Origin of the sequence: Marinobacter sp. (assembly GCF_041984545.1) — a bacterium.
Classification (GTDB): domain Bacteria; phylum Pseudomonadota; class Gammaproteobacteria; order Pseudomonadales; family Oleiphilaceae; genus Marinobacter.
The window spans coordinates 1-925 of sequence record NZ_JBHIXV010000072.1; the positions used below are offsets into that span (position 1 = coordinate 1).

Here is a 925-nt window from a genome sequence, read left to right on the forward strand (position 1 = left end):
GCCCTCACCACCAGCACCGGCCCGCTGACCCTGGACACCGGCTTCACCAGCGTGGGCCCCCTGGCCAGCAGCAAGTCGCTCGAACTGGATCTGGATCCAAACATCTTCCTGTCCACCGGGGGCGGCAACTTCACCGTGTGGTGTGAAGGCACAGACCGCAAGAGCCTCCAGGGCGAAACCTCGGGTGTGGACATGAACCTGTCGAGCACCTCCGGCTGTGGCGCCACCCTGGTCTACACCTACCTGCCGAACGTGGCCAAGGTCTACGAGCCGGCCTCCCTGGCCCTGCTCGGTGTCGGCCTGATGGGCGTGCTTGCCAGCCGCCGCCGCAAACCGAAAGCCTGAGGCACCCCGCCCCAATCGGGATAGGGGCGGCCAGCTTAGCTGACCGACCCCTCCCACACCACCCGGCGTGCGGGTCCGCACCGGGCGGTTCGAGCAGTTGAGGTTATGAGAGCCGAGGCACGCCGAGCCGGTCAAAGTAGGCAACAGGCATGGCGCGGTTTAGCAGAAAGCGGCTGTTACGCCACCACCTCCGGCTGTTCGCGGCCACCTGCCGGGCGTCCGTTTCCGAGGCGCCCAACGCCAACAACTCCCGGTACATCGTCTTGCCCCGGCGCCAGTGCTTGAGCTGCAACGCACGCAGCCGGTGACGGATCCACTTGTCGAGTTCGCGGAACACCTTCGGCGTCTGCGCCAGCTGGAAGTAGGCCTTCCAACCCGGCAGGTAAGTCTGCAGGCGTTCGACGATCTCTGCCAGGCTGCGCCCGCCCGAGCGTCTCGTCATCTCCCGGATACGTTGCTTGAAGGTCTCTTTCGCTTTGTCGGCGACCCGGCACCTGGCCTGCCCGCCCGGGCCGTACCAGAAGGCATAGCCCAGCAACTTGCAGCGTGAGCTCGGTGCGACCGCCGTCTTCGCTTCATT

The 925-nt window shown here is 66.2% G+C and carries 2 protein-coding genes; one reads left to right on the forward strand and one right to left on the reverse strand.

Going from position 1 to position 925, the window contains the following annotated elements; translation table 11 throughout:
* Nucleotides 1-345, forward strand: a 345-nt coding sequence (locus ACFC20_RS17520; protein ID WP_375194104.1) for a PEP-CTERM sorting domain-containing protein, incomplete at its 5' end; no start/stop codon positions are given.
* Nucleotides 346-448: 103 nt separating this feature from the next.
* On the opposite strand, the gene ACFC20_RS17525 is transcribed toward ACFC20_RS17520, so the two are convergent.
* Nucleotides 449-925 (reverse strand): group II intron maturase-specific domain-containing protein (locus tag ACFC20_RS17525; protein ID WP_375194105.1); only part of this gene is annotated, 477 nt, incomplete at its 5' end.